This is a genomic window from Streptomyces clavuligerus (assembly GCF_005519465.1).
Lineage (GTDB): Bacteria > Actinomycetota > Actinomycetes > Streptomycetales > Streptomycetaceae > Streptomyces > Streptomyces clavuligerus.
The window spans coordinates 2,340,719-2,365,939 of the sequence record NZ_CP027858.1; the positions used below are offsets into that span (position 1 = coordinate 2,340,719).

The 25,221-nt window shown below is 72.2% G+C and carries 22 protein-coding genes; 5 read left to right on the plus strand and 17 right to left on the minus strand.

The window, feature by feature from the left end:
• The first annotated feature begins 165 nt into the window (after positions 1 to 165).
• Together CRV15_RS09465 and CRV15_RS09470 are read left to right on the plus strand one after the other, a co-directional pair.
• A complete protein-coding gene (locus tag CRV15_RS09465) occupies positions 166 to 816 on the plus strand; it encodes a L,D-transpeptidase family protein (protein ID WP_003961594.1) in 651 nt (216 codons plus the stop codon).
• 71 nt (positions 817 to 887) lie between these two features.
• On the plus strand, positions 888 to 1,880 hold the full coding sequence (locus CRV15_RS09470; RefSeq protein ID WP_003961593.1) for a sigma-70 family RNA polymerase sigma factor: 993 nt from the start codon (positions 888 to 890) through the stop codon (positions 1,878 to 1,880).
• On the opposite strand, the gene CRV15_RS09475 is transcribed toward CRV15_RS09470, so the two are convergent.
• The 13 genes from CRV15_RS09475 to CRV15_RS09535 all read right to left on the minus strand — a co-directional run bounded on the left by CRV15_RS09475 (position 1,877) and on the right by CRV15_RS09535 (position 17,329).
• On the minus strand, positions 1,877 to 2,212 hold the full coding sequence (locus tag CRV15_RS09475; RefSeq protein WP_003954935.1) for an STAS domain-containing protein: 336 nt from the start codon (positions 2,210 to 2,212) through the stop codon (positions 1,877 to 1,879). The two genes, CRV15_RS09470 and CRV15_RS09475, sit on opposite strands and share 4 nt — an antisense overlap.
• Positions 2,213 to 2,274: 62 nt before the next feature.
• Positions 2,275 to 2,871, minus strand: a complete 597-nt coding sequence (locus CRV15_RS09480) for a Uma2 family endonuclease (RefSeq protein WP_003954936.1) — start codon at positions 2,869 to 2,871, stop codon at positions 2,275 to 2,277.
• A 120-nt stretch (positions 2,872 to 2,991) separates the two neighbouring features.
• Positions 2,992 to 4,269 carry a thymidine phosphorylase gene (locus tag CRV15_RS09485; RefSeq protein ID WP_003954938.1) on the minus strand — a complete coding sequence of 426 codons (1,278 nt, stop codon included), beginning with the start codon at positions 4,267 to 4,269 and terminating at the stop codon, positions 2,992 to 2,994.
• 99 nt (positions 4,270 to 4,368) lie between these two features.
• Positions 4,369 to 4,770: a cytidine deaminase gene (locus tag CRV15_RS09490; protein WP_003954939.1), complete on the minus strand. Its 402-nt coding sequence runs from the start codon at positions 4,768 to 4,770 to the stop codon at positions 4,369 to 4,371.
• Positions 4,767 to 6,056: an ABC transporter permease gene (locus tag CRV15_RS09495; protein ID WP_003954940.1), complete on the minus strand. Its 1,290-nt coding sequence runs from the start codon at positions 6,054 to 6,056 to the stop codon at positions 4,767 to 4,769. The genes CRV15_RS09490 and CRV15_RS09495 overlap by 4 nt, the downstream gene beginning before the upstream one ends.
• Positions 6,053 to 7,165 (minus strand): ABC transporter permease, encoded by a 1,113-nt coding sequence (locus CRV15_RS09500; protein WP_003954941.1) that lies wholly within the window; start codon positions 7,163 to 7,165, stop codon positions 6,053 to 6,055. Before CRV15_RS09500 ends, CRV15_RS09495 begins: the two co-directional genes overlap by 4 nt.
• The gene (locus CRV15_RS09505; protein WP_003954942.1) at positions 7,162 to 8,826 is read right to left on the minus strand and encodes an ABC transporter ATP-binding protein; all 1,665 of its coding nucleotides are present in this window, start codon (positions 8,824 to 8,826) and stop codon (positions 7,162 to 7,164) included. Before CRV15_RS09505 ends, CRV15_RS09500 begins: the two co-directional genes overlap by 4 nt.
• A 161-nt stretch (positions 8,827 to 8,987) precedes the next feature.
• The gene (locus CRV15_RS09510) at positions 8,988 to 10,040 is read right to left on the minus strand and encodes a BMP family lipoprotein (protein ID WP_003954943.1); all 1,053 of its coding nucleotides are present in this window, start codon (positions 10,038 to 10,040) and stop codon (positions 8,988 to 8,990) included.
• Between the two features lie 454 nt (positions 10,041 to 10,494).
• A complete protein-coding gene (locus tag CRV15_RS09515) occupies positions 10,495 to 11,862 on the minus strand; it encodes an amidohydrolase (protein ID WP_003961590.1) in 1,368 nt (455 codons plus the stop codon).
• Positions 11,863 to 12,196: 334 nt separating this feature from the next.
• Positions 12,197 to 13,288: a hypothetical protein gene (locus CRV15_RS09520; protein ID WP_003961589.1), complete on the minus strand. Its 1,092-nt coding sequence runs from the start codon at positions 13,286 to 13,288 to the stop codon at positions 12,197 to 12,199.
• A gap of 147 nt (positions 13,289 to 13,435) precedes the next feature.
• Entirely contained in the window at positions 13,436 to 14,359 is a 924-nt protein-coding gene (locus CRV15_RS09525) for an N-acetylneuraminate synthase family protein (protein ID WP_003961588.1), read from the minus strand.
• 76 nt (positions 14,360 to 14,435) lie between these two features.
• Positions 14,436 to 15,776 carry an acylneuraminate cytidylyltransferase gene (locus CRV15_RS09530; protein ID WP_003961587.1) on the minus strand — a complete coding sequence of 447 codons (1,341 nt, stop codon included), beginning with the start codon at positions 15,774 to 15,776 and terminating at the stop codon, positions 14,436 to 14,438.
• A 236-nt stretch (positions 15,777 to 16,012) separates the two neighbouring features.
• A complete protein-coding gene (locus CRV15_RS09535; RefSeq protein ID WP_003961586.1) occupies positions 16,013 to 17,329 on the minus strand; it encodes a DUF6716 putative glycosyltransferase in 1,317 nt (438 codons plus the stop codon).
• Between the two features lie 177 nt (positions 17,330 to 17,506).
• Between CRV15_RS09535 and CRV15_RS09540 the strand changes: the two genes are divergently transcribed.
• A complete protein-coding gene (locus CRV15_RS09540) occupies positions 17,507 to 18,490 on the plus strand; it encodes a glycosyltransferase family 2 protein (protein ID WP_003958917.1) in 984 nt (327 codons plus the stop codon).
• Entirely contained in the window at positions 18,487 to 19,953 is a 1,467-nt protein-coding gene (locus CRV15_RS09545; RefSeq protein ID WP_003961584.1) for a polysialyltransferase family glycosyltransferase, read from the plus strand. The genes CRV15_RS09540 and CRV15_RS09545 overlap by 4 nt, the downstream gene beginning before the upstream one ends.
• A 72-nt stretch (positions 19,954 to 20,025) precedes the next feature.
• On the opposite strand, the gene CRV15_RS09550 is transcribed toward CRV15_RS09545, so the two are convergent.
• Positions 20,026 to 20,691, minus strand: a complete 666-nt coding sequence (locus tag CRV15_RS09550; protein WP_003958918.1) for a peptidoglycan-binding domain-containing protein — start codon at positions 20,689 to 20,691, stop codon at positions 20,026 to 20,028.
• A 351-nt stretch (positions 20,692 to 21,042) separates the two neighbouring features.
• Here CRV15_RS09550 and CRV15_RS09555 point away from each other — a divergent pair, with 351 nt between their 5' ends.
• The gene (locus CRV15_RS09555; RefSeq protein WP_003958919.1) at positions 21,043 to 21,675 is read left to right on the plus strand and encodes a CBS domain-containing protein; all 633 of its coding nucleotides are present in this window, start codon (positions 21,043 to 21,045) and stop codon (positions 21,673 to 21,675) included.
• A gap of 741 nt (positions 21,676 to 22,416) precedes the next feature.
• Here CRV15_RS09555 and CRV15_RS09565 read toward each other — a convergent pair.
• The 3 genes from CRV15_RS09565 to CRV15_RS09575 all read right to left on the minus strand — a co-directional run bounded on the left by CRV15_RS09565 (position 22,417) and on the right by CRV15_RS09575 (position 25,180).
• Positions 22,417 to 22,722 (minus strand): DUF1876 domain-containing protein, encoded by a 306-nt coding sequence (locus tag CRV15_RS09565; protein ID WP_003958921.1) that lies wholly within the window; start codon positions 22,720 to 22,722, stop codon positions 22,417 to 22,419.
• A gap of 128 nt (positions 22,723 to 22,850) precedes the next feature.
• A complete protein-coding gene (gene leuE / locus CRV15_RS09570; RefSeq protein WP_003958922.1) occupies positions 22,851 to 23,510 on the minus strand; it encodes a leucine efflux protein LeuE in 660 nt (219 codons plus the stop codon).
• Positions 23,511 to 23,599: 89 nt separating this feature from the next.
• Positions 23,600 to 25,180 carry an acyl-CoA mutase large subunit family protein gene (locus CRV15_RS09575; RefSeq protein ID WP_003961583.1) on the minus strand — a complete coding sequence of 527 codons (1,581 nt, stop codon included), beginning with the start codon at positions 25,178 to 25,180 and terminating at the stop codon, positions 23,600 to 23,602.
• Between the last annotated feature and the right edge of the window lie 41 nt (positions 25,181 to 25,221).

The window sequence follows — 25,221 nt, forward strand, 5'->3', positions numbered from 1 at the left end:
ATCGAGACATTCTCCGCGCAGCGGGTGCTCCCGTATCGTCGTCATACGGGGAGAGCGACCGCACTCCGGCGGTACTCGAAGGGGGAGTTGAGAGCAGTGGGGAAGACGACGGGCGGGGCCCGCAGAACGGCACGGCGGGCGGGCGTCGCGCTCGGGCTGACCGGGATGGTGGTGCCGCTGACGCTGGCACTCGGCAGCACGCCGGCCGCGGCCGCGGCGGCCTGTTCGGCGAAGGCCGGGCCGTATCAGAAGCAGGTCGAGAGGTTCCTCGGCCGCAAGGCCGACGGCAAGCAGTCCGCGGCGGACTGCCGGGCCGTCAGGGCCTTCCAGAAGACGCACGGCATCAGCCCGGCGGCGGGGTACGCGGGCCCGCTGACCTGGCAGGTCATGAATGTCATGACCCAGCAGAAGGCCGCGGGGAAGAACCCGAACAAGGCGGGCAAGTGCCCGACGAACAAGGGCCGCATCGCCTGTGTGGACCTGACCCGGCAGCTCAGCTGGATCCAGGACGGCAGGAAGCTGCGGTTCGGCCCGGTCCCGGTGCGCACCGGGCGGAACGGCGACGAGACCCGGACCGGCCTCAAGAGGATCTACTGGCGGAACATCGACCATGTGTCCTCGCTGTACGACGTGAAGATGCCCTACGCCCAGTTCTTCGACGGCGGCCAGGCGTTCCACTCGGTGACCAAGTCGGTGTGGAACCCGCCGGGTTCGGCGGGCTGCGTCAATATGCGTCCCTCCGACGCCAAGACGTACTGGAACATGCTCAGGAACGGCGACGACGTGTACGTCTACGGCCGGAAGCCCGGCACCTGAGCCACCGCTGTCAGTCCCCTCCGGTAGGTTGCCCAAGCGCAGGGAACGCAGGGGCGACAGGGGTGGACCCGATGAGTGATCTCGCGACGACCGACGGCGTCGACGCCGAGCTGGAGAAGTACCGCCGGGAGCTGACCGGTTACTGCTACCGGATGCTGGGCTCGTCCTTCGAGGCGGAGGACGCCGTACAGGACACGCTGGTGCGGGCCTGGCGGAGCAGGGAGAAGTTCGAGGGGCGTTCGTCGCTGCGGTCCTGGCTGTACCGCATCGCGACGAACGTCTGCCTCGACATGCTGAACGCGGGCAGCCGCAGGGCCCGCCCGATGGATCTGTCGGGGCCCACCCCGGTCGCGCAGGCGCAACTGCGGACCCGTCCGGAGGAGACCTGGTTGGAGCCCATGCCCGACGGACGGGTCCTGCCGCCGGTGGCCGACCCGGCGGAGCGCGCGGTGGAACGGGAGAGCATCCGGCTGGCGTTCGTCGCCGCGCTCCAGCATCTGCCGCCGAAGCAGCGTGCCGTGCTGATCCTCCGCGAGGTGCTGGCGTGGAAGGCGGCGGAGGTGGCCGAGCTGCTCGACACCTCGGTCGCCTCGGTCAACAGCGCGCTCCAGCGCGCCCGCGCCACCCTGGCGGAGTCCTCGCCCGCCCCGAGCGACCCGGCGGACCCGCTGGACGAGGAGCAGCGCAAGCTGCTGGAGCGCTATGTCGCCGCGTTCGAGGGCTATGACATGGAGGCGCTGAAGCAGGTCCTCCACGACGACGCCACCCTCTCCATGCCGCCGTACGACCTGTGGCTGCGGGGCCACGACGACATCGTGGGCTGGATGCTGGGCGTGGGCTCGGTCTGCCGGGGCTCCCGGCTGATCCCGACGGCGGCCAACGGGATGCCCGCCTTCGCCCACTACCACCTGGCCGAGGACGTGAACGGCCATACGCCGTGGGCGCTGATGGTGATGGACATCCGCGAGGGGAAGATCGCGGGGATCAACTCCTTCCTGGACACGGCCCGCTGGTTCCCCCTCTTCGGCCTCCCGGACCGGCTGGCCCCGGAGCCGGGCGCCTAGCCTGTACTGCCGGGCTCGACCGGCTCGATCAGCGTGTCGAGCCCGGCGAGGGCCAGCAGGGCCCGCAGGGCGGGCGGGGTGTCGCGGGTCCGCAGCTCCCGGCCCGCCCGGCGGGCGGTGAGCCGCAGCCGGGCGACGGCTTCCACGGCGGCGAGGTCGGCCCGCTCCAGGGCCCCCAGATCGCACACCACGCTGTGGGCCCCGTCCGCGTACAGCGCGCGCAGCCGCTCGCACAGCGGCGGCACATCGGCGAGGGTGATCCCTTCGGGGACGACAAGCACGAAGACGGTGGGGTCAGCGGGGTCGGTGATGTCGGGGGTATCGGTGTTCATGCCTCATCGGACTCGCCGAGCGGGCACAACTCATCGGTGGGGCCGCCGGCGGGGCCGCGGGCTCAACCCTTCGCAGGGAAGTCCCCGGTCTCCAGATCCAGCCCGATGGGTTCCGGCAAACGGATCGGATCACCGAACTTACCTGTCTGGAGGACACGGTAGAGACCCCCCTTCGGTTCGCCGTACAGCGTGACGGTGGGGCCGCCGGGCGTCCAGGCATCGATGAGAAGGTAGAGCGGAATTCCGGCATGAGAGTAGGCGGCGGCCTTCTGGATGCGGTCCTGGTAAGCGTTGGACGGCGAGGTGATCTCCGCGACCAGCTCAGCGGCAGCGGCTGGAATGCAGTGCCCTTCCTCCGTGGCAAGGACATCGTTCAGCGCCACCACCAGGTCAGGGATGAATAGCCCCTGTCGTGATGGAACCGCGATGCCCACGTGAGGGAAGAGCCCCCATTCGTCTGGCAGCGCAGCGGAAAGACACCGAATAAGCTTACTGTTGATCAGATTGTGGGCATTGGACGGCGGTGGTGCCACGGTGATGATTCCTTCGACGATCTCCACCTTGCAGCCCTCGGGAGCGTCCGTCTTCTCCAAGATACGGACAAGCTTGTCCCACTCGTCATCGGTCTCGTGCGAGTAGTAGACAGTGAGTACGCTCACGGCGGTCTCCTTGGCCTCGTTGCATCACCGACTCCAGCATGCCGAACGGGACCGGCGCAGGGCTACCGGTCCCGTTCACCCGTACGGGTCGGTACGGGTCCATCTGGAGAAAAGTGCAGGTCAGGCCAGGCGATCCAGCACGATCGGGGACGGGGTGAAGTCCGTGCCGGCGGGGGCGATGTCGTAGGCCGACGCCAGCGGGGCCAGGGCGTAGTCGAACTTCTCCGGGGTGTCGGTGTGCAGGGTCAGCAGGGGCTGGCCCGCGGTGACGCGGTCGCCCGGCTTGGCGTGGAGCTCGACGCCCGCGCCCGCCTGGACCGGGTCCTCCTTGCGGGCGCGGCCCGCGCCCAGGCGCCAGGCGGCGATGCCGATGTCGTAGGCGTCGAGGCGGGTCAGCACACCGGAGGCGGGGGCGGTGACGACATGCCGCTCGCGGGCGACGGGCAGTTCCGCGTCCGGGTCGCCGCCCTGGGCGGAGATCATCCGGCGCCAGACGTCCATGGCGGAGCCGTCGGCGAGGGCCTTCGCCGGGTCGGCGTCCTTGACCCCGGCGGCGTCGAGCATCTCGCGGGCCAGCGCGAGGGTCAGCTCCACGACATCGGCGGGGCCGCCGCCCGCGAGGACCTCGACGGACTCGCGGACCTCCAGGGCGTTGCCCGCCGTCAGCCCGAGCGGGGTCGACATGTCGGTGAGGAGCGCGACGGTCCGCACCCCGCTGTCGGTGCCCAGGGCCACCATGGTGGAGGCCAGCTCACGGGCGTCGTCGAGGTTCTTCATAAAGGCGCCGGAGCCGACCTTGACGTCCAGGACCAGCGAGCCGGTGCCCTCGGCGATCTTCTTGGACATGATGGAGGAGGCGATCAGCGGGATCGCCTCGACCGTGCCGGTGACATCGCGCAGCGCGTAGAGCTTCTTGTCGGCGGGGGCGAGGCCGTCGCCCGCCGCGCAGATGACCGCGCCGGTGGTGTCGAGGACGTGCAGCATCTCCTCGTTGGAGAGCAGCGCCCGCCAGCCGGGGATGGACTCCAGCTTGTCCAGGGTGCCGCCGGTGTGGCCGAGGCCCCGGCCGGAGAGCTGGGGCACGGCGGCGCCGCACGCGGCGACCAGCGGGGCGAGCGGCAGGGTGATCTTGTCGCCGACGCCGCCGGTGGAGTGCTTGTCGGCGGTGGGGCGGGAGAGCGCGTCAAAGTTCATCCGCTCGCCGGAGGCGATCATCGCGGCGGTCCAGCGGGCGATCTCCGTCCGGTTCATCCCGTTGAGGAGGATCGCCATCGCCAGCGACGACATCTGCTCGTCGGCGACCTCGCCCCGGGTGTACGCGTCGATCACCCAGTCGATCTGCTCGGGGCTCAGCTCCCCGCGGTCCCGCTTGGTCCGGATGACGGAGATGACGTCCATGGATTTCCTCCAGAGTCGCGACGTGCGCGCTCTGCGCGCAGAAAGATCGAGGGTGCAGCCACGGCCCCTCCACCGGGGCGGAGGGGCCGTGGCGAGGGTTCACGCCAGGTGTGCCGGGCCGAAGGGCTGGGGCAGGAGCTGCTCCAGCGTGACGATCCCGCCGGGGGTGTCGAGCAGCAGCCCGGGGCCCCCGAACTCGTACAGGAGCTGACGGCAGCGGCCACAGGGGACCAGCGGCCCGCCCGTGCGGTCCACGCAGGTGAAGTGGGTCAGCCGGCCACCGCCGCCCGCCTGGAGCGCGGAGACGAGACCGCACTCGGCGCAGAGCGAGAGGCCGTAGGAAGCGTTCTCGACATTGCAGCCGGTGACCGTGCGGCCGTCGTCGACCAGCGCGGCCACGCCGACCGGGAAACCCGAGTAGGGCGCGTACGCGCGGGCCATGGCCGCGCGCGCCTGAACCCGCAGGGCCTCCCAGTCGAACCCGGCCGCCGCCGTCGTCACTTGCCCTGGCCCTTGCGGTAGCGCATGCCGTCCGCCTTGGGCATTCTCAGCCGTTGCGCGGAGAGCGAGAGCACCAGCAGGGTCACCACATACGGGGTCGCGGCCACGAACTCGGTCGGGACCACGTCCGTGCCGAGGTACCAGGCCAGCACGGCCAGGCCGATGACTCCGCTGATCGCGCCCTGGAGGTAGCTCTTGCGGTAGAGCTTCCAGACGGCGAGGACGATCAGGACCACGACGAGCAGGAGCAGCAGCGCGTGGACGGACTCGCCGCCGTTGCGGAGCTGGAGGGCGTCGGCGTAGCCGAAGAGGCCCGCGCCCATGGCGAGGCCGCCGGGGCGCCAGTTGCCGAAGATCATCGCCGCGAGGCCGATGTAACCGCGGCCACCGGTCTGGCCCTCGTTGTAGATGTGCGAGGTGACCAGCGACAGGAAGGCGCCGCCGAGGCCCGCCATACCGCCGGAGACGATCACGGCGATGTACTTGTACTTGTAGACGTTGACGCCGAGGGACTCCGCGGCGATCGGGTTCTCGCCGCAGGAGCGCAGCCGCAGACCGAACGCGGACTTCCACAGCACCACGAAGGTGCCGACGAAGAGCAGCACGGCCACGATCGTGAGCAGCGAGACATCGGTGACCAGACCGGCGAGGATGCCCGCGAGGTCGGAGACGAAGAACCACCCGTGGTCCTCGATCGACTTCAACCCGTCGGAGAGGCCGGGGACGGTGATGTCGGCGATGCTGTCCGCCGGTGGGGACTGCTTGGGGCTGCCGCCCTTCTCCAGGGCCTCACCGGTGTTGAACCAGAGCTTGGCGAGGTAGGTGGTGAACCCGAGCGCCAGGATGTTGATCGCGATACCGGAGATGATGTGGTCCACGCCGAAGGTGACCGTGGCGACCGCGTGCAGCAGACCGCCGAGCATGCCGCCCAGCACACCGGCGAGCACGCCGATCCAGGGGTTGGTCTGCCAGCCCGCCCAGGCGCCGAAGAAGGTGCCCAGGATCATCATGCCTTCGAGGCCGATGTTGACCACACCGGCGCGCTCGGCCCACAGACCGCCGAGACCGGCGAGACCGATCGGCACCGCCATCGCCAGCGCCGTGCTGATCTGGCCGGAGGAGGTGATGTCCTCGGCCCCGGTGATGACGCGCACCGCGGACAGGGCCAGCAGCGCGCCCGCGATGATCAGCAGGATCACCGGGAAGGAGAGGCGGACACGGCCGCCCTTGCCACCGCTCACCTTGGGTGCGGCGGGCGGCGGGGTGGAAGTCGCCGTGGCGCTCACGCCGACACCTCCTGCTGGTCGGAGTTACGGGCCTGGGCGGCGAGCTTGGCGCCGACCTGCCGTTGCTGGAGCTTGAGGCCGTAGCGGCGCACGACCTCGTAGGCGATGACGACGCACAGGACGATGACGCCCTGGATGACGCCGACGATCTCCTTGTCGTAGCCCTGGAATTCGAGCTGGCCGCTGCCGCGCTCCAGGAAGGCCCACAGCAGCGCGCCGAGGGCGATGCCGACCGGGTGGTTGCGGCCGAGCAGGGCGATGGCGATACCGGTGAAGCCGACGCCGACCGGGAAGTCGCCGCTGTACTCGTAGCTCTCGTTGAGCAGCGTCGGCATGCCGACCAGACCGGCCATGGCGCCGGAGATCAGCATGGAGGTGACGACCATGCGCTTGACGTTGACGCCGCTGGCCTCGGCGGCGGAGCCGGACTGGCCGACGGTGCGCAGGTCGAAGCCGAAGCGGGTGCGGGAGAGGGTGAACCAGTAGCCGATGCCCGCGATCACGGCGACCACGATGAAGCCCCAGACCGGGGCCGGGGTGGTCGGGAACTCGAAGAAGTGCGCGGACTCCGGCAGCGGCTTGGTCGCGATCTTGGTCCCGGCGGCGTCCAGGTGGCCGAGGCGGCCCTGCTGGAGGAGGTAGCCGATGATCGCGGTCGCGATCGCGTTCAGCATGATCGTGGAGACGACCTCGCTGACGCCCCGGGTGACCTTGAGGACACCCGCGATACCGGCCCACATCGCGCCGACGAGCATGGCGCAGATGATGATCATCGGGATCTGGAGCGGGGCGGGCAGGGTCACCGCGCCGCCGAGGGCCGCGGCGAAGAAGGCCGCGAGCCGGTACTGGCCGTCCACACCGATGTTGAACAGGTTCATCCGGAAGCCGACGGCGACCGCGATGCCCGCCAGGTAGTACGTGGTGGCCTTGTTCAGGATGTAGACCTGGCTGTCCGACTTCGAGCCGTAGTCGAACATGATGCCGAACGCGTTGAACGGTTCCTTGCCGGTCGCCAGCAGCACCAGCGCGGTGACCAGGAACGCGACGACGATCGCGAGCAGCGGGGCGGCGATCCCCAGGAGCACCCGCTCCTTGTCGAACTTCTTCATCGGTCCTCTCCCCCGCCCTGGGGGTCGTCGCCGCCGGTGTCGGCGGCGTCGGTGGCGTCGTGGTGTTCCAGATGGCCGGAGGCCGCGCCGGTCATGGCCGAGCCCAGCTCCTCGGGGGTGATGTCGGCCGGGTCGGCGTCCGCCACCAGCCGGCCGCGGTACATGACCCGCAGGGTGTCGGAGAGCCCGATCAGCTCGTCCAGGTCGGCGGAGATCAGCAGGACCGCCAGGCCCTCGCGGCGGGCCTCGCGGATCTGGTCCCAGATCTGCGCCTGCGCGCCGACGTCCACGCCCCGGGTGGGGTGGGCCGCGATCAGCAGCTTGGGCCGGTGGCTCATCTCGCGGCCGACGATCAGCTTCTGCTGGTTGCCGCCGGAGAGCGAGGCCGCGGTGACGTCGATGCCGGGGGTGCGGACGTCGTACTCGCGCACGATCCGCTCGGTGTCGGCGCGGGCCGCCCGGAGGTCGAGGAAGGCGCCCTTGCTGTTGGGGCGCTCGGTGACATGGCCGAGGATGCGGTTCTCCCAGAGGGGGGCCTCCAGGAGCAGACCGTGCCGGTGGCGGTCCTCGGGGATGACGCCGATGCCGTCCTCGCGGCGCTTGCGGGTCGGCAGGGCGGCGATGTCCTCGCCGTCGAAGACGAGGGTGCCGCTGTCCAGGTGGCGCATCCCCATGATCGCCTCGACCAGCTCGGACTGGCCGTTGCCCTCCACTCCGGCGATGCCGAGGACCTCGCCCTGGTGGATGGTGAAGTCGATGCCGTCGAGCACCGCGCGGACCACCCCGTCGGGGTCGGTCGCGGTCATCCGCAGCCCCTCGACGGTGAGCATCGGGACATCGGTGACCGTGGACTCACGGGTCTCCGGCGAGGGCAGTTCGCTGCCCACCATCAGCTCGGCGAGCTGCTTGGGGGTGGTGGAGGCCGGGTCGGCGGTGCCGACCGTGGTGCCCCGGCGGATCACCGTGATGTCGTCGGCGACCGACAGCACCTCGCCCAGCTTGTGCGAGATGAAGATGACCGTGAGGCCCTCGGCCTTGAGCTCGCGCAGATTGTCGAAGAGGGCGTCGACCTCCTGCGGGACCAGGACGGCGGTCGGCTCGTCCAGGATCAGGATGCGCGCGCCGCGGTAGAGGACCTTGAGGATCTCCACCCGCTGGCGGTCGGCGACGCCCAGGTCCTCGACCATGACATCGGGCCGCACATTGAGCCCGTACGCGTCCGAGATCTCCTTGATCTTCGCGCGGGCCCGGTCGCCGATCCCGTACAGCTTCTCGGAGCCGAGAACGACGTTCTCCAGGACCGTGAGGTAGTCGGCGAGCATGAAGTGCTGGTGCACCATGCCGATGCCGCAGGCGATGGCGTCCCCGGGGGTGTGGAAGGAGACGTCCTGGCCATCGATGGTGATCGTGCCCTCGTCCGGCTTCTGCATGCCGTAGAGGATCTTCATCAGGGTGGACTTGCCTGCGCCGTTCTCACCCATGAGGGCGTGGACGGTGCCGCGGGTCACGGTGATGTCGATGTCGTGGTTGGCCACGACGCCGGGGAAGCGTTTGGTGATGCCGCGCAGCTCCACGGCGTTGGGGCTGCTGGGCCTGTCGGCGGCCTGCGGACTGCTGGACGGTTTGATGGCGCACTCTCCAGGACTGGAGCGGAGGAGCATGAGGCGGGTCGGTGGCGGGCAAACTATCGCGCGGAGAGGGAGCTACGCGCGTAGCGCCGCCAGATCGTGCAGGAACCGGACGCAGAGCATCCGATTCCACACGCGCGTCGGGGCCCGGAGGACGGCACGGCCGCTCGTCCGGGCCCCGATGGCAGCGGCGATCAGGTGGTGGTCTTGACCTTGATCTGGCCGTCGATGATCTTCTTCTTCGCCTCGTCGATCTTGCCCTGGATGTCCTTCAGGTGGCCACCCGTGGTGGTGAGGCTGACACCGTCCTCGGCGAGGGTGTAGGCGTGGGTGCCGGTCAGCGGCTTGCCGTCCTTGACGGACTTGGCCAGCGCGAAGACACCCGCGTCCACGTTCTTGACGACCGAGGTCAGGATGGTGGAGGCGTACTTCGCCAGCGCCGGGTCCTTGGCCTGGTCCGAGTCGACGCCGATGGACCAGGCGCCCTTCTTGCCCGCCACGGCCTCGATCGCGCCGGCGCCGGAGCCGCCCGCCGCGGTGTAGATGACGTCCATGCCCTTGTCGAGCATGCCCTGGGCGGCGGCGCGGCCCCGGTCGGGGCTGCCGAAGCCGGACAGGTCCGTGCCGTAGCTCAGGTACTGGAGCTGGACCTTCGCCTTGGGGTTGGTGTCCAGGACACCCTGCTCGAAGCCCGCGGCGAACTTCTTGATCAGCGGCAGGTCGACACCGCCGATGAAGCCGACCTTGCCGTCCTTGGACTTCAGGGCGGCGGCGACACCGGCGAGGTACGAGCCCTGCTCCTCGGCGAAGACGATGCTGTCGACGTTCTTGTGCTCGGAGATCGAGTCGACCATGCCGAACGTCGTCTTCGGGAACTGCACGGCGACCTTGTCGACCGCGTCCTTGTAGGCGAAGCCGACGGCGAAGACGGGGTTGAAGCCGCCCTTCGCCAGCGAGGCGAGGCGGGCCTCACGGTCGGCGGGGGTCTCGCCGTGCTTGGCGGTCAGCTCCTTGGTCTCCGCGCCCAGCTCGGCCTTGGCCTTGTCCAGACCGCGGGCGGCGGAGTCGTTGAAGGAGTTGTCGCCACGGCCGCCGACGTCGTAGGCCATACCGATCTTGAGCTTGCCCGCGGCGTCCCCCGAGCCGGAGCCCGTGTCCTCGGTGGAGGACTCTCCGCACGCGGTGGCGGTGAAAGCGAGGGCCGCGGTCGCGATGCACGCGGCAGTGATCTTGGATACCCGGCGCAAGAGAAGGGGTCCCTTCGAGACTGACCGAAAGCGCCTCTTCCCGGCGCTGGTTTTGTCGCGATCGTAACGCGCGTAGATGTCAGTTAAAGCCCTGTTCATGAGTCGTTATCGGATCGTCGCGAACGGACCCGCGCGGCGACTCAGCGTAGCGCGCCGGGCACGGTAGAGGCCGCTGCGGGACGGGGCGGCCGGGCCTGCGCGGATACCCTCCCCGCGGCCGGGGAACGGCCCTCTGCCGTCGTCCCGGCGCGGTCGCCCACTCGTGGTGGCGGAGCCGGGCACGGAACGGTACGGATTCCCGGGAACTCCCTCGGAGCATGGCCGGATCTCGACGATTCTCTGGGAGTTTTCTCCGGTTATGGAGAGGGAGGAGAGGGATACGGAGGGCGGGCGATGGGACGCGGCGTGTACGCCGCTCGACTGCGGGGTAACGGGGGCGTCCCGGGTACGGGGGTCAGTTCCGGGGGACGTCCAGCAGGGCGGCGGCCGTGAACAGCTCGACGCCGACCTCGATCGCGTACTCGTCGACGTCGAAGTCGCCCCGGTGCAGATCGCGCTGCGCGGTGTCGCCGGGGGTGCGCACACCCAGCCGGGCCATCGCGCCCGGGACGTGCTCCAGGTACCAGGAGAAGTCCTCGCCGCCCAGGCTCTGTTCCGTGTCCTCGACCGCGTACACGCCCCGGCGGGCGGTCTGTGCCTCGCGCAGCAGCTCGGCGACGACCGGGTCGTTGACCACCGGCGGAACCCCGCGCACATAGGTGACCTCGGGCTTGGCCCCGTAGAGCCGGGCGATCTCGTCGACGGCGGTATGCACCAGGTCGGGGGCGGCGCGCCAGCTCGGCAGGTCCAGGCAGCGCACGGTCCCGGACAGCTCGGCGTGCTGGGGGATCACATTGCAGGCGTGCCCGGCGGCGATCCGGCCCCAGGTGACGGCGAGCCCCGCGCGGGCGTCCACCCGCCGGGAGAGCAGCGCCGGGACCTCGGCGGCCACCTTCGCCGCCGCCGTGACCAGGTCGGTGGTCAGATGGGGGCGGGCGGTGTGGCCGCCGGGCCCGTCGAGGGCGATCTCCAGCCGGTCGCAGGCGGAGGTGATGGGACCGGGGCGCAGGCCGATGACGCCCGCGTCCACCTTGGGGTCGCAGTGCACCGCGATGATCTTGCCGACGCCGTCCAGGGCCCCGGCGTCGATGACGTCGGTGGCGCCGCCCGGCAGCACCTCCTCGGCGGGCTGGAAGATCAGCCGTACCGGGCGCGGCAGCAGCCCCTGCCGGTGCAGTTCGGCGAGGACGAGACCGGCGCCGAGGACGGCCGTGGTGTGGACGTCGTGGCCGCAGGCGTGGGCCCGTTCGGGCACGGTGGAGCGGTAGGCCACACCGGCCTTGGTGTCCGGGATGGGCAGCGCGTCGATGTCCGCGCGCAGGGCGAGCAGTGGCGTTTCGCCGCTCAGGCCGGCGTTCAGGTCACCGCTCAGATCGCCGCTCAGGCCGGCGATCGGCTCCCGGGCCGCCGCCGGGACCGGGCCGCCGCCGGGGGCGGCGTCCGGCGCGGCTCCGTGCGGGGGTGTCTCGTTCCGCGCACCGATGTCCTCGCGTACGCCGATGTCACAGACGAGCCCGGTGCCGGTCGGGAGCACCCGGGGCCTGAGCCCGGCCCGTTCCAGGCGTTCCTTGAGGGCGGCGGTGGTGCGGAATTCCTGGTTGCCGAGCTCGGGGTGCATATGCAGATCGCGGCGGAAGGCGATCAGCTCGTCGCGCAGGGCGGTGGACAGTGTGCCGGGCAGTGCGGCGCTCCCGGGCAGATCGGTTTCGGGCTCGCGGGACATCAGCTTGTTCACCTGTTGAAGAGTAGGCCCAGACGGGTGCCAACTGGCCACTGATCAACAAAAGTTCAATCCGATAGGGGAAGGAAACACCGTTCGAAGGGGCATGATCCAGGCTCCCCGTGGGTACACTGCGCGCCCTTCTCGAACGTACCCCACCTGCGTCGATCCCGCCCGGGCTGCGGCGGATCACCGCGTGATGGCGGCCCCTCGCGGGCCCGGTCGTCCAAGGCCCGTCCAGAACCGGTCCAGCGCCCGTCCAGAGCTGTTTCAGAGCCCGTCCAGAGCTGTTTCAGGGCGGTTCCCGGCGGCCCTCAAGCCCGGCGCGGCCCGTCCTTCAGGCCGGGGCGGGGAGCCGCCGCACGCCCCGGGCGGTGCCGGTGATGCCCGCGAGGAAGCCCTCGGCCCGGGGGGAGGCCCCGTCCTTCAGCCACTGGGGCGCGATGTCGCAGACGGCGACCGTGACGGGGGTGTCCGCGAGGGCGAGCGGCAGGGTGTGCACCACCGTGGAGGGGAAGCTCAGCACGGTGGCGGCGGTCGGGCCCCGGCGGGCGACCAGTTCCAGCGGCAGTTCGGGGCGGACGATCTCCAGCCCGGTGAGCCGGGCCAGCCGCTGGAGCTTGTCCGGGCTCTCCCGGCGGTGGGCGAGGTAGCGCCGTGCCCCGTGGGCCGCGGCGAGCCGGTGCACGGCGTCGGCGTAGCGCTCCGGGTCGACGACGCCGGTCTCCACCAGGGAGGTGCCGACGAGGTCGGCGCCCGGGAGCACGGTGGGCGGGCCGAAGCGGGCGCGGGTCCAGCCGAAGTCGTTGGGGGTGACGTCGACGCCCTCGGGCGGCTGGACCGGCATCGCGGTGAAGACCTCCACCCGGCGGTCCGGCGCCGGGGCCAGGCGCCGCCTCGCCAGTCGGCTCACGGGCGCGAGCAGCCGCTCCCTGGCTCCGCCGGTGCCGCGCCGGTGCCAGCGCACCAGCCGTTCGCCCCGGGCGAGCTGGGCGGCGAACTCCAGGGTGGCGGTGCCGTCGTCCACGACGGTCAGCTCCTTGGCCCCGGCCAGGGAGAGCAGCAGATGGACATAGCGCGAGAAGGGGTCGCCGACGACGACCCGCTCCGCCCGGCGCAGCAGGGGTGCCAGCTCGCGCACCGCCTTCAGGGGGGCTCCGGCCCCGCCCCTGGCCTCCTGCCAGCGGACGGCGAAGCCCTCGTCGCGGGCGAGTCCGGCCATGCGGCGGAGCTGGCCCCGGGAGAGCGGGTCGGTGGGCGACAGCACCACGACGGTGAGTCCTTCGGCGGGGGTCGGGGGGCCGGGCGGAAGGCTCTGGCCGGGCGGAAGGTTCCGGCCGGATCGGGGCTGGTGGCCGGGCGGCCGGGTGTGGGCCCACTCCAGGACGTTGAGCAGTTGGACGGGGCTCTCGACGAAGGCCAGTTGCACTGCGGGTCACCTCGTACGGGTGGGGGCGGGTGAGGGGTGGGGCAGCGGCGGCGGGCACGGGCCCCGGCGGGGGCGCCGGGAGTCGGCGCACCCCGCCGGGGCGGGTGAAACGGGGTGAAACGGGGTGAAACGGGGTGGAACGGGGCGTCAGACGGCCACGGGCTCGCGGTCGCCCGCCTCGGCGACGACGCCGGTGACCCGGCGGAGCTTGCGCATGGGGGCGAGTTCGGAGTCGTACACCCGCTTCACACCGTCGCCGAGGGCGGTCTCGATGGTGCGGATGTCCCGCACCAGCCGGGCCAGTCCGCCCGGTTCGACGGACGCCGCCTGGTCGGAGCCCCACATCGCGCGGTCGAGCGTGATGTGCCGCTCGACGAAGACCGCGCCGAGGGCGACGGCGGCGAGGGTGGTCTGGAGCCCGGTCTCATGGCCGGAGTAGCCGATCGGGACGTTCGGGTACTCGCCCTGGAGGGTCCGGATGACGTTGAGGTTCAGCTCCTCGGCGCGGGCCGGGTAGGTCGAGGTGGCGTGGCACAGAACGATGTTGTCGCTGCCGAGCACCTCCACCGCGTGCCGGATCTGGCGCGGGGTCGACATCCCGGTGGAGAGGATGACCGTCTTGCCGGTGGCCCGCAGGGCGCGCAGCAGCTCGTCGTCGGTGAGCGAGGCGGAGGCCACCTTGTGCGCGGGGACGTCGAACCGCTCCAGGAAGGCGACGGCCTCGGTGTCCCACGGCGAGGCGAACCAGTCGATGCCGCGCCGGGCGCAGTGCTCGTCGATACGGCGGTAGTCCTCCTCGTCGAACTCGACACGGTGGCGGTAGTCGATGTAGGTCATCCGGCCCCAGGGGGTGTCGCGCTCGATGTCCCACTGGTCGCGCGGGGTGCAGATCTCCGGGGTGCGCTTCTGGAACTTGACGGCGTCGCAGCCCGCGTCGGCGGCGGCGTCGATGAGCGCGAAGGCGTTCTCCAGATCGCCGTTGTGGTTGATGCCGATCTCGCCCGTGACATAGACGGGGCGGCCCGGCCCGGCGGTCCTGGTGCCGAGGGTGCGCAGACGGGACGTGCTCATGGGGTGGTTCCTTACGTCGGTGAGGGGGTGGCCGTCAGGGGGCGCGGCCGAGGGGGAGGTGTGGTGGGGGGACGGGTCAGCGGGTGGGCGGGGCGGCCGACAGGAGTTCGGCGGGGCCGTCCGCGGAGCAGGGAGGAGAGCAGGGAGCGGAGTCGGGAGGGGAGTCGGGGGTGGGAGTGAGGGCGGGGCCCAGGAGCCAGCTCGCGATCTCCCGTACGGCGCCGTGTCCGCCGGGGGCCGCCGTGACCGCGCGCGCCGCCGCCCGGACCGGCCCATGCGCGTCGGCGACGGCGACCGGCCAGCCCGCGAGGGAGAAGCAGGGCAGGTCGTTGACGTCGTTGCCCGCGTAGAGCACCCGCCGGAGGTCGATGCCCCGTTCCTCGCACCAGCGGCTGAGCGCGAGGTCCTTGCGGTCGATGCCCTGGAGGACCGGTATCCGCAGTTTGAGGGCGCGGGCCGCGACCACCGGGTTCCGCTCCGTGGAGAGGATCAGCAGGTCGAGGCCCGCCTCGCGCAGCCGGGCGACGCCGAGTCCGTCGCCCCGGTGGACGGCGACGGTCTCCCGGCCCTCGGCGTCGATCCAGGCGCGGTCGTCGGTCTGGGTGCCGTCGAAGTCGAGGACGACGGCGTCGATGTCCGCACGGGTGGGCAGAGCGGTGCCCCGGGCCGCCGTGTCGAGCAGCGGGGCGAGGGCGCGGGCGCGGGCCAGGTCGTGCGGGTCGTCGATCTCCAGGACCCGGGCGGGGTCGGTGCGGACCAGCGCCGTCCGGCCGAAGAAGCGGTGCCGGGCGGCGCGGAAGCCCTCGGCGTCCATGGCGTACGCGGCGCCGGTCTCCAGGTGGTCCCGGGGCCGGTCCTGGCGGCGGGGGCGCACGGCCGCGTCGTGGTTGACGCCCACGCCGGAGGAGGCGGTGCCCAAGCCGGGGCCGGGGCCGGTGTCCTTCCCCGGGCCGGGGTCGGTGTCCGGGCCGGGGTCGGCGCCCTCGCGCCAGACGAAGCCGTGGAAGGGGGCCACGGTCACCGCGCTGTCGGCGCCGTCCCGGACCACCGCGGCGGCCACGCCCTGGATGTCCTCCCGGGTGAGGAAGGGGCTGGTGCACTGCACCAGCAGGACGGCCCGCACCCGCGCCCCGTGCGCCGCCCCGAAGGCGTCAAGGGCGTGCAGCACCGCCGCCTCGCTGCTCGCCGTGTCCCCCGAAAGCCCGGCGGGCCGGTCGACGACCCACGCGCCCGCCGCCCGGGCGGCGGCGGCGATCCCCGGGTCGTCGGTGGAGACCGCGACATCGGTCACCAGCGGGGCGGCCAGGGCCTCCCGGACGGCCCGGACCACGAGCGGGACACCGCCCACGGGGGCGAGGTTCTTGCCCGGGACGCCCTTGGACCCGCCACGGGCGGGGATCACGGCGAGGACGGTCATCCGCTGGTCTCCTGAGCTGATCGGTGCGTGCGCGGGTGCGTGAGGTGCGGGTGCCTGTACGGGTGCGTGAGGTGCCTGTGCCCGTGCGGGTGTGTGGGGTGCGGGTGGACGGGCCGCGCGCGGGTGCGGTGCGGTCTTCAGCGGGGCCGGGGGCGACAGGCCCGGGAGCGGAGGCGCGGCCGGGGGCATGGCCAGGACCGGGACCGGGGCCGGGGGCGGCAGGCCCGGGGACGGGCTCACAGCTCGCCCATCCGCCGGATCGCGGGCGCGACGCGCTGCACGCCCTGCCGGTACGCGCCCCGGGCAGCCCCCCGTACGGCGTCGCGCACCAGCCGCCGCACCCCTCCCGCCGCCCCGGGGCCCGGCTCCGCGCCCGCGAGCGGGGTGCCGTCGGGGGCGAGCCGGTGCCGGGCGAGGATGCCGGGCAGATAGCCGGGCGCGGTGGCGGGGGTGTAGTAGGGCCTGATCGGCGGCAGCGGCCCCCCGTCCAGCAGGGCCGCGAGCCGCCCCCGGGCCGCGTCGAAAGCGGTCTCGTACCCGCCCCCGGTCGCCACGCCCTGCTCCCCGAGCCAGTGCGGATCGGGTACCGGGCGGTGGCCGCTGTCGAGCGCGTCGAACGAGGTCAGCAGCCCGGAGCCGATGAAGTGGTGGTTCCCGTGGGGCTCGCGCACCCCGAGGTCGGTGAGGACGGCGGTGGGAATGGACCGGTGCAGGGATTCGAGCGCCGCCGTGGACGAGACGGTGACCAGCAGATCCGTACGGTCCAGGACCTCCCCCATGTGCCCGTGGACCAGCCGGAGGTTGGGCGGCAGCGGGCCGGTGGCCTGCCCGGCGAGCCGCTGGTACGGGAACTCCTCCAGGTGAGTGGTGTGCTCACCGGGGCGCGAGCGGAGCTTGAGCAGCACCTCACGGCCCGGGTGGAGCCGGGCGTGCCCGATCAGCCGGCGCAGTACATAGGCGCGTTCGGCGCGGCTCGCGGGGACGGAGGGCTGGGCGGCGAAGACCAGCGTGTCGCGCCCCTCCTCGGGCCGGTAGGGCGCGCCGCCGAGGAACGGCAGCGCGGCCTCGACCACGGCGGAGGGATCGGCTCCGACCCCTTCGTACACCTCCCGGAAGCGCCGGGCGTCCTGCCGGGAGTTGGCGAGCACGAGATCCGCGCCGTGGCGCAGCAGCAGCCCGTCGGCCAGCTTCTCGTAGACGACGCCGACATAGCCGGTGACCACGACGGGGCGGCGGGCCGGGGGCAGGGCGGCGAGCCCGTGCAGCATGGCCTGGACACCGCCGCCGACCAGCGCGAGGACGACCACGTCGCAGCCGCCGTCCGCGACGGTGCGCAGAAACTCCGTACCGGTCACCTCGTGCAGCGCGCTCGCCTCGGCGCCGACCTCGGCGAGTTGGCGGGGCGTGGGCGTGGCCCGGCCGCGCAGCAGGTATCCGGTCGGCCGGGCCGGGCCGGGGACGAGGCGGCGCGCGGTCAGCGCACCCCATTTCCACCGGGTGTCGGAATCGGCGAGTACGGCGACACGAGGGGCGCCGCTGATGGGTGATGGCACGTCGAAGACGCTAGAAATCGATTCCGCTTCGCGGCCCAACTTGACCGCAACAAAGGGTTAACAGCACGCCTACGAAGGGGACCCGACCAGGCGGGAACATGATCGTTGCCCTTCGTTCACCTGCTGTCCTCCCATCGGAAAGCGCCTATGCCGGAGGCCGCCCCTAGGGTCACCCGGGTGGTCAAGCTCTCCGTCATCGTGCCGTTCTACAACGTACGGACATATGCGCCCGACACCCTGCGAAGTCTTCGGCTCAACGCCCGGGACGACTTTGAATTCCTCTTGGTCGACGACTGTTCGACGGACGAGACGCCGGAGATCCTGGAGAAGGCGGAGCGCGAGATCCCGGGCGCCCGGCTGATCCGGCACCGGGAGAACGGCGGTCTGGCGACCGCGCGCAATACCGGACTGGCGGCGGCGCGCGGCGAGCACCTGACCTTCCTCGACGGGGACGACTGGCTGGCACCAGGCCATTTCGCCCATCTGCTGAGCGCGTTGGAGGAGCTCGGCTGTGACTTCGTGCGCACCGACCACGTCCAGTGCACGGGCCGGGGGCGCACGGTGCGCCGGGTGCCGGTCGGCCGCCGCGGGGTGGTGCTCGACCCGCGGGAGGCGATTCTGCCCGCCGACCGCCCGACCGCCGTCGACTACCCCTACGCGTGGGCCGGAATGTATCACCGCAGACTGTTGGAGAGAGGTCTGCTGCACTTCACCGACGGGCTTCGCACGGCGGAGGACCGACCCTGGATCTGGCGGCTGCACCGGGACGCGGATTCCTTTGCTGTCATCAGCCGTCTCGGTATCTTCTACCGGCGGGGAATCCCTTCCTCACTGACACAGATAGGCGATGTCCGGCAACTCGATTTCCTTCGCGCCTTCGATCAGATATTGGCGGAGACAGCGGCTGATCGGGATTCCGCTCTGCTGCTTCCCAAAGCGGTGCGGACCTATTGCGCGGTGATCGCCCACCATATGGGGTCGATCGGGAAGTTCGAGCCCGAGGTGGCCCGGAAGCTGCGGACGCTCAGCGGGGCGGCGCTGCGCCGGATGCCACAGGACGTGCTGGACGACGTCCTCGGCGCGATGGACTCCGAGCGGGCCACACGGCTGCGCAGGCTGCGCCGCCGCCATCCGCTGACCGGCGGGGAGGCCGCGGCATGACCACCACACCCACCACACAGAGCGCATCCGCCCCGCGGAGCGTGCGGACCACCCAGATCTGCTACGCCTCCTCCCTGTACGGGATCGCCACGCTCGCGGCGGCGATCGACAGCGGGGCCTTCGGCCCGGCGGACCGCCGACTGCTGCTGGTCGCCAACAACGCGACGACGCCGGAGACCTCGCCCGCGCCGACGGACATGCCGGGCTTCGAGCGACTGCGGGACCGGTTCGACGGGGTGCTCTCCTGGAACGAGGCCGTCGCCCCGTTCCACCCGGGCGGCTGGAGCCCGCGCGTGGACGACCGGCCGCTGTGGCACCGGTATCTGCGGCTGCTGTGGGGCCTCGGGGACGACCGGGTGGAGCTGGCCGTGGAGTCCCTCCAGGTCACCCCGGCGCTGACGATCGCCCACCTCTTCCCGGACGCCCCGCTGGACGTGTACGCGGACGGGCTGATGAGTTACGGGCCCACCCGGAACAGGATCGACCCCCTGGTGGGCGAACGGGTGCGCCGGGTGCTGCACCCGGATCTCGTCCCGGGGCTCGGGCCGCTGCTCCTGGAGGAGTTCGGGGCGGCGGCCGAGGTGGTGCCGTCGGACGCCCTGGTGAGGGTCTTCGGGGAGTTGGCGGACGCCGAGCCGGACGGGACGGCGGAGCGCACGGAGACGGCAGAGACAGCGGAGACAGCGGAGACAGCGGAGACGGTGCCGGGGCCGGAGTCCGCGACCGGCCCGGCCGGAGGGCCCGGGGCCGGGGGCGGAGCCGGGGGCGCGCTGCTGCTGGGCCAGTATCTGGCGGCCCTCGGCATCCTCACCCCCGAGGAGGAGGAAGGGCTGCATCTGCGGATGGTCCGGGGAGCCGTCGCCCGGGGCCACCGGAAGCTGGTCTTCAAGCCCCATCCGACCGCCCCGGCCGCCTGGACCCGCGCCCTGGAGCGGGAGGCGGCGGCGCTGGGCGCGGAGCTGGCCGTCCTGGACCGGCCGGTCCTCGCCGAGGTGGTGTTCCTGCGGCTGCGGCCCGCGCTGGTGGTGGGCTGTTTCTCCACGGCGCTGCTGACCGCGTCCGCGTTCTTCGGCCTGCCCGTGGCCCGTGTGGGCACCGGGCCGCTGCTCGACCGGCTGACCCCGTACGAGAACAGCAACCGGATTCCGCTGACGATCGTGGACGCGGTGGTCCCGGAGCTGACCGAGGACGGCGGGACCGGCGCCGAGCCTCCGTACGGGGACCTGCCGGGACTGGTCGCGGCGGTGGGTTTCGCCATGCAGGCGCGGCTCCGGCCCGATCTGCGGGAGCGCGCCGAGCGGTTCCTCGCCGAACGGGCCGGGGACGGGCGCACCGCGCGCTACTTCAAACGGCGGCGGCTCACCGCGCTCGGGCTGCCCGGCGGGGTGCCGGTGCCCCGGAACGCGGCGGTCCGGGAGGTCGTCCGCCGGGCGCGCCGCCTCAAGCGGGCGGCGCTGCGCTGACGGGCTCCGGAACGGCCGGGGCGGGCCGGAACCATCGCGTTCCCGGCCCGCCCGCCCGCCGCCGGTTCCCTCCTAGCGGATGCAGTACCAGGTGTTCGGCCCGACGATCCCGTCCTGGGCGATCTGGCAGCGGCGCTGGGCCTCGACCACGGCGTCCTTGGTCAACGGTCCGAAGACACCGTCGATGGCGTGCGGGAAGATCCCCCAGTAGTCGAGGAGGCACTGGATCTCCCGGACGACGTTCCCCCGGGCCCCCTCGCGCACGATCTGGGTGCTCGTCGAGCTGTATCCGGCCGTCCGGTTGGGGTGGGAGCCGGTGACCGAGCACCGGGCCTGTGCCCCGGCCCGTGCCCTGGCAGCCGTTCGGTCGTCGGCCGTCGCCGCCTCCGCGGAGTCCGTGGAGGCGGCGGAGTCCGTGGAGTCCGCCGCCTCCGTGCTCCCCGTGTCGTCCGTGCTCCCCGTGTCGTCCGTGGCCGCCGCGCGGCCCCGGTCGTCCGCCCCGGTGGCCCCTCTCACGGCCCGGCGCGTCTCGGCCCGGCGCGGCTGGAGCAGGTCCGCCTCGCCCCGGTCCTTCTCGCGCTTCCCCGAGTCGTCGGCGGTCAGGGGCCGCAGCGGTACGGACACGGTGGCCGGCTCCTGGTCCCCGGCCGCCGCCATCCCGGTCCCCAGGCCGGTGACCAGGCCGGTGACCAGCGCGAGGGCGCTGAGGGCCGTGGCGGTGCTCCTGCGTGTGTTCATGGGTTCGGTTCCTCTCGGATGTCAGCGGTCGGCGGACAAGGAGGAGCCTTTCCCCCGGCAGGGATGACAGTGGGGCGAGAGGGAGGGAAATGGCCCGATCCATCGGGGTGAATGGCCCGCTATCGCCCGAGAATGTCTGGACATCGAACGACAGTCGGAGGGATGTCCGGGCCGGACGGGCCGGGAAAAGGACCGAGGTCCCTGTGCACGGCCCCTCTGCGCGGAGCAGGCTTGGCACTGTGGGCACCGTACGCGCGGTTCGCACGGTTCGCGGCGTACACACCGTTCGCGCCGCGCACACCGTTCGACCGGCGCGCATCGACCAGCAGCCGAGGAAGGGACTGGCGAGCCATGAGGCACCGCAGGGTCGCCGATCTGATGACCCCCGTCGCCGTGAGCGTCCAGCGCGGGACCGCGTTCAAGGAGATCGCGCGACTGCTGGACGAGTACGGCATCACCGCCGTCCCGGTGGTCGACGAGGACGAGCGTCCCGTCGGGGTGGTGTCCGAGGCGGATCTGCTGCGGCGGCAGACCTCCCGGACGACCGCCGGGACCGCCGAGGGGCTGATGACGAGCCCCGCGATCGTCGCCGAGCCGGAGTGGAGCGTGGTGCGGGCGGCACGGGTGATGGAGGAGAAGCGGATCAAGCGGCTTCCGGTGGTCGACGGCGAGGGGCGGCTGACGGGGGTGGTGAGCCGCAGCGATCTGCTCCGGCTCTTCCTCCGCCGGGACCGGGCGATCCAGGAGGAGATCCTGGAGGACGTCCTCACCCAGACCCTGGGACTCCCACCCTCCGCGCTGACGGTGGACGTCACCGACGGCCGGGTGACCCTCAGCGGCACGGTGGAGCGCCGGGGCGTGCGCCCCGTCTTCGTCCGGCTCTGCGAGAGCGTCGAGGGTGTGGTCGAGGTGGTGGACCGGCTGGTGTATCCGGAGGACGACCCTCAGGAGGGCGCCCCGGAGGGCGTTCGCGGCGACGCCTGAGCCACCGGCCGACCGGCCGCGGGCGAGCGAGCGGGACGCCCCGGGAGGACCGGGCGGCGGCGCGATTCCGGCGCCGCACGGCCCCCGGCGTCGGCACGGCCACAGGAGTCGGCAGGGCCCCGGCGTCAGCGCGGTGGCAGGCGTCAGTAGGGCTCCGGCGTCAGCACGGCGGCAGGCGCCAGCAGGACTCCGGCGTCAGCACGGCGGCAGGCATCGGCACGGCTCCGGCACCACGCACAACCCCGGACGTCAGCGCGGCGGCAGGCATCAGCACGGCCACAGGAGTCGGCAGGGCCCCGGCGTCAGCAGGGTGGCAGGCATCGGCACGGCTCCGGCGCCACGCACAACCCGGCGCCAGCACGGCTCCGGCGCCAACACAGCGGCAGGCGCCAGCAGGACTCCGGCGTCAGCACGGCGGCAGGCATCGGCACGGCCACAGGAGTCGGCAGGGCCCCGGACGTCAGCGCGATGGCAGGCGTCAGCAGGGCTCCGGCGCCGCACACAACCCGGCGTCAGCACGGCTCCGGTGCCAGCACGTCCACAGGCGTCAGCACGGCAGCAGACGACAGCAGGGCCCGGTGCCAGCACGGCTACAGGAGTCGGGCAGGGCCCCGGCGCCAACACGGCGGCAGGCATCGACACGGCTCCGGCACCACGCACAACCCCGGACGTCAGCACGGCCCCGGCGCCAACACAGCCACAGGAGTCAGCAGGGCCCCGGCGCCAACACCGCCGCAGGCGTCAGCAGGACTCCGGCGGCCACCCGAACAGCGGCGTCTGCACCGGGCGCGGCGCCGGGCCCGCGCCCACCGCCTCCAGATCGTGATCGGCGGCCCGCATCAGCCGCCCGGACAGGTCCCGCATCGCGCGCCCCGCCGCCAGCTCCTCGCCGATCTGCGGAATGTCGACGTCCTGGGGGTTGCAGTGGGCGGCGCCCCGGCCGGTCAGGGTCGCCGTGCCCGTGTCGAGCACCGCCCGTGCCGTGGTCGTGCCGTCCTCCTCGACGAGCTGGAGCCCGACCGTCCATTCCCTTATCCGTGTCGCCATGGCCGCCGCACCTCCTCACCCGCGCCCGCACGGCACACCGCCGCCGGGGCACGGCTCCCGGCTCCCTCCAGCATCTCTCGACGGCCCGCCGCCCGCAGCGGCGGCCGGGAGAGCGGCCACCGAGCCGGTCACGCGCTGCTGAGCGAGAGCTTCACCGCGAAACCGAGGAAGAGCGCGCCCGCCGCCGAGGTCGCCCCCGCCGACAGCGCCCGGCGGCGGCGGAAGGCGTCGGCCAGCCGGGTGCCGGTGAATATCAGCCCGCTCAGATAGAGGAAGCTCCCCAGTTGCAGACAGCCGCCGAGCAGCAGGAAGGAGAGCGCGGGATAGGGGTACGCCGGATCGACGAACTGGACGAAGAAGGCGAGCAGGAACAGGATCGCCTTGGGGTTGAGCAGGCTGATCACGAGCGCCCTGCGGAACGGGCGCTCGCCCGGCCCGGACTCCGCCCCGGCGGCGGACCCGGTATCGGACCCCTGCTCGCGCCGGGTGCGCCACATCGCCCAGGCGGCCCGCAGCATGCCGATCGCCATCCAGGTCAGATAGCCCGCGCCCAGGAGTTTCACAGCGCCGAACAGCAGCGCGTTGGTCTGGAGCAGCGAGGCGGCGCCCGCGGCGGCCAGCACCATCAGCACCGTGTCGCCGAGGAACACCCCGGCGGCTGCGGTGTACCCCTGCCGCACACCCCGGCGGGCGGCGACCGAGAGGACGTAGAGCGAGTTCGGCCCCGGCAGCAGAATGATCAGCACGAGGCCCGCGAGATAGGTGGGAAGATCCGTGACGCCGAGCATGGGAGGGAGTCTCGCACAGGAGTGCGACCACGCCGTAGGGGCAGAAGTCCCTGGGCAGATCCATGGCCGTGGACCGGGCGGGCGACCGCTCAGAGCCGTTCGTCGGGCACATACTCGCCCCACTCCTCGCGCAGCGCCCCGCACACCTCGCCGACCGTGGCGCGCGCCCGCAGCGCCTCCTTCATCGGGGGCAGGACGTTCGCCGTGCCCCGCGCCGCCGCGCGCAGTTCCCCGAGCGCCCCGGCGACGGCCGCGCCGTCCCGTCCGGCGCGCAGCGCGGCCAGCCGCTCCGTCTGCCGGGCCTCGATCCCGGGGTCGACGCGGAGCGGCTCGTACGGCTCCTCCTCGTCCACGGTGAAACGGTTGACGCCCACGACGACCCGTTCGCCGGACTCGGTCTCCCGGGCGATCCGGTAGGCGCTCCGCTCGATCTCGCCCTTCTGGAAGCCCTCCTCGATGGCGCGCACCGCGCCGCCCCGCTCCTCGATCCGTTCCATCAGGGCCAGCACCGCGCCCTCGATACCGTCGGTCAGCGACTCCATCGCGTACGAACCGGCGAAGGGGTCGACGGTGGCGGTCACATCCGTCTCGTACGCGAGCACCTGCTGCGTCCGCAGCGCGAGCCGGGCGGCGCGCTCGGTGGGGAGCGCGATGGCCTCGTCGAACGCGTTCGTGTGCAGCGACTGCGTCCCGCCGAGGACGGCGCCGAGCCCCTGGAGGGCCACGCGCACCAGATTGACCTCGGGCTGCTGGGCGGTGAGCTGCACCCCCGCCGTCTGGGTGTGGAAGCGCAGCATCAGCGACCTGGGCTCGCGGGCCCCGAACTCCTCGCGCATCAGCCGGGCCCAGATACGGCGGGCCGCCCGGAATTTCGCGATTTCTTCGAGCAGGGTGGTACGGGCGACGAAAAAGAAGGACAACCTCGGCGCGAATTCATCCACCCGCATTCCGGCGGCCAGCGCGGTCCGTACGTACTCCACACCATTGGCCAGGGTGAACGCGATCTCCTGCGCCGGGGTCGCCCCGGCCTCCGCCATGTGATAGCCGGAGATCGAGATGGTGTTCCACTGGGGGAGTTCGGTACGGCAGTAACGGAAGATGTCCGCGACCAGCCGCAGGGAAGGGCGCGGCGGAAAGATATAGGTACCGCGCGCGATGTATTCCTTGAGGATGTCGTTCTGGACGGTCCCGGTGAGCCGGGCGGGCGCCGCGCCCTGTTCCTCGGCGACGAGCTGGTGGAGCAGGAGCAGCGGCGCCGCCGGGGCGTTGATCGTCATCGAGGTGGAGACCCGGTCCAGCGGAATTCCGTCGAAGAGCACCCGCATGTCCTCGATCGAGTCGATCGCGACGCCCACGCGCCCGACCTCCCCGTGGGCGAGGGGCGCGTCGGAGTCGTGGCCCATCTGGGTCGGCAGGTCGAAGGCGACGGAGAGCCCGGTGGTGCCGTGCTCGATCAGCCGCCGATAGCGGGCGTTGGACTCGGCGGCGGTGCCGAATCCCGCGTACTGGCGCATGGTCCAGGGGCGCCCCGTGTACATGGTGGGGTACACGCCGCGGGTGAACGGGTACGCACCGGGTGCGCCCAGTTTCCCGGCGGGGTCCCAGTCCGTCAGCGCATTCTGGTCGTATACCGGTTCGATGGGCTGCCCCGACTCGGATCGGCGTGTCATTTTCGGCCTCCCCTGTTTCCGCTCCGGGATTTCTTCCCCAT